General features: G+C 74.3%; 6 protein-coding genes. 3 read left to right on the plus strand and 3 right to left on the minus strand.

The genetic code is table 11. The features are described from left to right. The first annotated feature begins 62 nt into the window (after positions 1-62). The 3 genes from ACSNOG_RS31445 to ACSNOG_RS31455 all read left to right on the plus strand — a co-directional run bounded on the left by ACSNOG_RS31445 (position 63) and on the right by ACSNOG_RS31455 (position 3,273). Entirely contained in the window at positions 63-1,265 is a 1,203-nt protein-coding gene (locus tag ACSNOG_RS31445) for a sensor histidine kinase (RefSeq protein ID WP_436756116.1), read from the plus strand. Next, on the plus strand, positions 1,262-1,921 hold the full coding sequence (locus ACSNOG_RS31450; protein WP_436756111.1) for a response regulator: 660 nt from the start codon (positions 1,262-1,264) through the stop codon (positions 1,919-1,921). The genes ACSNOG_RS31445 and ACSNOG_RS31450 overlap by 4 nt, the downstream gene beginning before the upstream one ends. A 137-nt stretch (positions 1,922-2,058) precedes the next feature. Then, a complete protein-coding gene (locus ACSNOG_RS31455) occupies positions 2,059-3,273 on the plus strand; it encodes a serine hydrolase domain-containing protein (RefSeq protein WP_436756112.1) in 1,215 nt (404 codons plus the stop codon). A gap of 101 nt (positions 3,274-3,374) precedes the next feature. Here the strand turns inward: ACSNOG_RS31455 and ACSNOG_RS31460 are convergent, their stop codons facing one another. The 3 genes from ACSNOG_RS31460 to ACSNOG_RS31470 all read right to left on the minus strand — a co-directional run. Further along, the gene (locus ACSNOG_RS31460; RefSeq protein WP_436756113.1) at positions 3,375-4,253 is read right to left on the minus strand and encodes a MerR family transcriptional regulator; all 879 of its coding nucleotides are present in this window, start codon (positions 4,251-4,253) and stop codon (positions 3,375-3,377) included. A 15-nt stretch (positions 4,254-4,268) separates the two neighbouring features. Continuing rightward, on the minus strand, positions 4,269-5,585 hold the full coding sequence (locus tag ACSNOG_RS31465; protein WP_436756114.1) for an amidohydrolase family protein: 1,317 nt from the start codon (positions 5,583-5,585) through the stop codon (positions 4,269-4,271). 15 nt (positions 5,586-5,600) lie between these two features. After that, positions 5,601-6,284 (minus strand): type IV secretory system conjugative DNA transfer family protein (locus ACSNOG_RS31470; protein ID WP_436756115.1); only part of this gene is annotated, 684 nt, incomplete at its 5' end.

Here is a 6,284-nt window from a genome sequence, read left to right on the forward strand (position 1 = left end):
CCTCCCGTACCTCCCCCCGCCCCCGCTTCCGTAGCCCCTGGGCCGTGGACGCCCTGATCACCGTGGTGGTGCAAGCCGCCGTCACCATCCCCTTCGTCGTGCCCCGCTCGGCGGACGCGCCGCCCGCCACCTGGGTGTTCTACGGGATGACCACGCTGTCCGTGCTGCCGCTGCTGTGGCGCAGCCGGGCGCCGCTGACGTGTCTGCTGGCGATCACCATGGCCGGGTTCGCCTACCTGCCCCTGGACGGGCCCGGGCAGCCGATGCCGTACAGCCCGCTGGTGGCCCTCTTCACCGTGGCCGCGCAGGCGGGGGTGCGGCAGCGGCGGGTGACGGTCGGGATCGGGCTGCCGCTCGTGGCGGTCGCGGTGGCCCTGCGGACCAATACGGTCCGCGAGTACCTCTTCGCGTTCTTCCTCTTCTCCATGGTGTACGCGCTCGGCGTGCTGGCGCGTACCCGGCAGGCGTACACCGAGGCCGTCGAGGCGCGTGCCGCGGAACTGGAGCGCGCGCGGGTGGTGGAGGCCGAGCGGGCGGCCGAGCGGGAACGGGCGCGGATCGCCCGGGAGATGCACGACATCCTGTCGCACGCCGTCAGCCTGATGGTGGTGCAGGCGGAGGCCGGGCCCCTGGTCGTGCGGTCGGATCCCGACCGGGCCGAGGCGGCGTTCGACGCGATCTCCGGGGCCGGGCGGGACGCGATGGTTCAGCTGCGGCGCATGCTCGGCGTGTTGAAGGAAGAGCCGGCCGGGGAGCCGAACGGAGTCCCGGGCGGAGGGCCGAGAGGGGGGCCGGCCCCGCAGCCCACCCTGGACGGTCTCGACGCGCTGGTCGGGGAGGTGCGGCGAGCGGGGCTGTCCGTGGTCCTGCTGGCGCAGGGCGAGCCGCAGCCGCTCGCCGCCGACGCGCAGGTCACCGTCTACCGCGTGGTGCAGGAGGCGCTGACGAACGTGCTCAAGCACTCCGACGCGCGCTCGGTGTCCGTACGCCTCGCCTGGGAACAGGCGGTGGCAGAGGGGGAGCAGCAAGCGGAGGGCAGTGAACCGCGCCGGCTGGTCGTCACCGTGACGGACGACGGTACGGGCGTCCGCAAGCCCGGTGGCGCGGGCGCCGGCAGTGGAAGGGGCCTGATCGGCATACGGGAGCGGGCTGCCGCACACGGAGGGACCGCGTCGGCCGGTCCCGTCCCCGGCGGCCGTGGCTACCGGGTTTGCCTGGAACTGCCCGTCGTGATCTCCTCGCCCGCGGAGGTGGGGACGGCGTGACGATCCGCGTGGTGGTGGCGGACGACCAGGAGCTGGTGCGCAGCGGGTTCGCGATGATCCTGTCCGCCCAGCCGGACATCGAGGTCGTGGCGGAGGCCGGGGACGGTGCCGAGGCCGTGGCGGCCGTGCGGCGGCACGCGCCCGACGTCGTCCTCCTCGACATCCGCATGCCGCGCATGGACGGCATCGAGGCGGCCCGCAGGATCTGCGCGGAGACCGGTTGCCGGGCCGTCATGCTCACCACCTTCGACCAGGACGACTACGTCTACGAGGCGCTGCACGCGGGGGCCAGCGGGTTCCTGCTGAAGGACGTGCGGCGCGACGACCTCGTGCACGCCGTGCGGGTCGTGGTCGCCGGTGACTCCCTGCTCGCGCCGTCCGTGGCTCGCCGCCTGGTCGCGGACTTCACGAGCCGCGGGCGGGCCGTCACGGCGGACGCCGCGCCGGAGCTGGGCACGCTGACCGCGCGCGAGCGCGAGACGCTGGTCCTCCTCGGGCGCGGGCTGTCGAACGCGGAGATCGCGGCCGAGCTGGTGGTCAGCGAGCACACGGTGAAGACCCACGTCAGCAACGTGCTGGCGAAGCTCGGGCTGCGCGACCGGATCCAGGCGGTCATCTGCGCGTACGAGACGGGGCTGATCGCTCCCGGCGGCTGATCCGGCCGGTCCCGTAATCCCCCGCGCGAGGGAGGCCGGTGGCAGTCGATACCCCTCGCGTCGGCGATTCGCCCGCCCGTACGGATCACGAGGATGGATTCCGTCGGGAAGAACCGTCACTACCAGGGGGAACCACCTTGCGCCGCCGTAACAGAATTGCCGCCCTCGCCGCCGTTGCCACCGCTACCGCCGTCGCGCTGGGCGCGACCGCAGCGCCCGCAGCGACTGCAGCGCCCGCCGGGGCCACGCCCTTCTCTCACGCTTCCGTTCAGCCCGGCGGCAAGGCGGCCGCCCTGCAGAAGGCGATCGACGGCCTGCCGGCCGCCGACGCCACCGCCGCGCAGGTCCGTTACAAGGGCGAGGACCTGCACTGGAACGGCGCGGCGGGCCGGGCCGACCTGCGCTCGCAGCGGCCGCTCAAGGGCGACGAGCGCTTCCGCGCCGGCAGCATCACGAAGACGTTCACGGCGGCCGTCGCCCTGCAGCTCGTCCACGAGAAGAAGCTGGACCTCGACGGCACGGTGCAGCACTACCTCCCCGGTCTGCTGCCCGCCCACTACCCGGACGTCAAGGTCCGGCAGCTGCTCGACTACACCAGCGGCCTGCCCGGCGGGGACACCCGGGAGGCCCCGAAGAGCCCCGGCTGGGACAAGGACCGCTACACCACCTGGGACCACCGTGAGCTCGTCCGGGCGGGCTTCGGCAAGCCCATGGAGTTCACCCCCGGCACCCGGCAGCACTACTCCAACATCGGCTACAACGTGCTCGGCCTGCTCATCGAGAAGGTCACGGGCCGGACGTACGAGCAGGAGCTACGGAAGCGGGTGATCGACCGCGTCGGCCTCAAGGACACCTACAGCCCCGGCACGGACACCCGGATCAAGGGCCGCCACACGCACGGCTACGAAGCGCTCAAGGACGCCCGCGGCGGTACGCGGCTCGTCGACACGACCGAGTGGAACCAGTCCGAGACGTGGGCCTCCGGCGACCTCATCACGACGACGGCCGACCTGGAGCGCTTCGTCTCCGCCCTCTTCGCCGGGCGCGTCGTGCCGCGGCAGGAGCTGAAGCTGATGTTCACCGTGCCCGCGGTGCCCCTGTACGGGAGCTCGAAGCCGGCCGTGTACTCCAGCGGGCTCACGCGCATCCAGCTCGTCAAGGACGGCCCGGTCTACTGGGGCAAGTCCGGGAGCCGGTACGGGTACCTCAACGGCTTCGGGGCCACGCAGGACGGGAAGCGGTCGCTGGTCTACTCGGTGAACTCCACCGATGCGAAGGGCGACGCGGCGACGGCTCCGGACTCGCGCATCGGCCGCATCGTCATGGCGGGCTTCGGCGGGGCTGGGGCTTAGCCCCGCGGCTTCCCGGCTTCCGACTTCCGGCTCCCGGCTCCGGGCTTCTCGGCTCGCGGCCGGGCCCGGCCCGGCCCGCGTCCTGGGGCCGACGGCGAGGCTCACCCCCACGTCGCGGTCGCCGGGTCGACGCCGTGGGCCCGGGCGTTCGCGAAGATCACGTCGCGCAGCCACACGGTCAGGCCCGGTGCGACCGCGTCGTAGTGCTCGGCGTAACCCGGCTCGTCGACGTACATGCGGCCGATGCACGCGTGCATCGCGTGCGTGCAGTCGAAGTACGTCGAGAGCAGCGTGCGGTGGCGTTCCGCGAGGGCGTTCGCCTCGTCGGAGCCGGCGGCGACGCCGGTGCGCTGCGCGGCGGCGAAGTCGGCGTTCAGGGCGTGGGTCGCGGCCGCGACGTCCTGCCAGTCCTGCGGGGTCATGTCCGCGGCCCGCTCGGCGTACTGCGCCCACTGCGGGCTGTCGCCCCAGCGGTCCTCGGCCTCCTCGACCCAGGCGGGCTGCCAGTCGGCGCCGAAGATCTCGACCTGTTCCTCCGGGGTCAGACGCATCCCGGTGCGCGAGGCCGCCATCATGCGGTCGACCGCGCCCACCATCTTCTGCAGGCGGGCGATGCGCTCCACGAGCTCCGAGCGCTGCCGGCGCAGGTGGTCACGGGCGCTGGTGCCCGGGTCGTCGAGGATCCGGCCGATCTCGGCGAGGGGGAAACCGAGCTCCTTGTAGACGAGGACCCGGTGGATCCGGGCGACGTCGTCGCCCGAGTACACCCGGTACCCCGCCCAGGTGCGCCCGCTCGGGCGCACGAGGCCGATCGTGTCCCAGTGGTGCAGCGTCTTCACGCTGACCCCGACGAGCGCGGCCGTCCGCCCGACGGTGAGGCCGTCGATGAAGCCGTCGGTGAGGCCGTCGGGGCCGGTCGCTTCGGCGCCCGCCGGGTCGGGGGCCGGGGCCGGGCTCTGCTCGCGGGGATCACTCTTCACCGGCTCAGTATCCGCTCAGCGCCCGGGCACCGGTGCGATCAGCCGGCCCCGTACGACCACGGAGGCGATGCGGCGGACCGCCGTGATGTCGCGCAGCGGGTCCGCGGCCAGGACGACGAGGTCTGCCGCCCGGCCCGGCTCGACCGTGCCGATCTCATCCGCGAGGCCCAGTGCCTGCGCGGGACCGGCCGTGGCCGCCCGGAGCGCCGCGGCCGCCCCGAGGCCCGCCCCCGCCAGCTGCTCCACCTCCTCCAGGAGGCCGTCCGCGTCCGTACTGCAGGCCAGGACCGGCACTCCGCGGCGGTGCAGCTCCGCGACCAGGTGCAGACGGTGGGCGCGGATCCCCTGAACGTACGGGGTGAGGGGCTCGGTCTCCTCCAGGCAGCGGTGCGCGGCGAGGGACGGGGCGACGCGGGTGCCGTTGGCGGCCAGGCGGTCGAAGAGCCGGTCGGCGCGGTCGGGGTAGTAGGAGCGCACGGCCGTCCACTCCAGCCGCCGGATCTGCCGGAGCCAGTGACCGTACCGGCCGGAGGGAGCGTCGACGCGCGCCGTCCGGATGGCGGCCAGGCCTCGGCGGATCTCCTCGTCCCGGGTGGAGGTGGCCAACAGGAGCGCGTGGAGGTGCTCGACGATCCGCTGCCCGGCGTCGGAGGCCTCGGCGAGCGGCACGGCGTCCGGGCAGTGGCCCCCGAACGGGATGTGCAGGCTGCGGGCCTCGTCGGCCAGGGCGAAGTACGCCGCATGCGACAGCCGCGGGTGCACGCCCACGAACGCCGCACCGTCGGCGGCGGCCTTGCGGACGGCCTTGCGGGCCGCTGCTTCGTCGCGCGCTTCTACGGCTCCCGGCCACAGGGCGGGCGACCCGTCGACGGGCCGGCTGCCGGGGCCCGCGACCGTCGTCACCCCTGACCGGCCATGACCGTGACCGTGTCCGTGGTCGTCCGGGGCGGCGCCGCCGCTGCGTCCGCCGGACACGTGCGCCGCGATCAGGCCCGGGATGACGTACTTGCCGCGGAGGTTCACCACGAGGGCGTCCGGGGGCGCCGGGACCTCGGCGGTCCGGCCGACCGTCTCGATGCGGCCGTCGCGGACGAGGACCGTCATGCCGGGGAGGGGCGGCTGTGTGCCGGGGGCGGCGATCAGCGTCGCGTGGGTGAGGGCGAGGGGCCGCGCCGAGCCGCCGCGCGGTGCCGCCGCGCGGGCCTGCCCCATACCGCCGAATGCTGCCGCACCACCGAGCGCAGCCGCGCCGCCCAGGAACCGGCGCCTGCCGGGCGCCCATGCTCCGGCGTCCGCCGAGGGGCCCGGTGAGGGGTCCGGCTCCTCCGGCATCCGTCCGCCTCCCGGCTAGCCGACCAGGGCGCGGTGCGGCCACCGCGCCCGGGCCTGTTCCTCGGAGCGCATGAGCGCGAACGTCGGCAGACCCTGGGCCGCGCCCTCCGCGAGGAGATCGGGGAGGGCGGGCACGGGCGCGACGGCGGCCACGTCATCCAGCACCAGGGTCAGTGGTGGGTCGAGCCGACCGGCAGATGACCGTCCGGCCATGCCCCGGCCGCGCTCGACCACGCTTGAGACGAGTGCGGTCAGCAGGGGCATCGCACCCGGGCGGGTGCGAGGGTCCTCAATCGCCTCACCCACCACGTACAGGGTTCCCCCCTCGGCGACAAATGATTCCCATGCCAGGGAATCGGCTCGATTTGGATTGCACGCATCGCGGACGTGGACGGACGACAGTGCGCCGAGCGCACGTGCGGTCAGCTCCTGTGCGACCTCGCGCCGTTCGGGGTGGCCGGTGAGCGCCGACTCCAGCTCGCCGGCCGCGCCGCCCGCGGCCTTCATGTGCGTCCGCAGGATCCGCACGGGCTCGTGCGCCGCACTGCCCTGCGCCCAGCGGAGCACCTGGCGGAACGGCCGGCCGTCCACGGCGGCGGCGTGCAGCCAGCAGCGCAGCAGCGTCTCCGCGGTGTCCGCGGTGGCCGAGTCGAGGGCGCTGAGCGGGCGTACGGGGGCGAGCAGGGCGGCCGCGCGGGC

The organism is Streptomyces sp. URMC 124 (genome assembly GCF_051386455.1).
Lineage (GTDB): Bacteria > Actinomycetota > Actinomycetes > Streptomycetales > Streptomycetaceae > Streptomyces.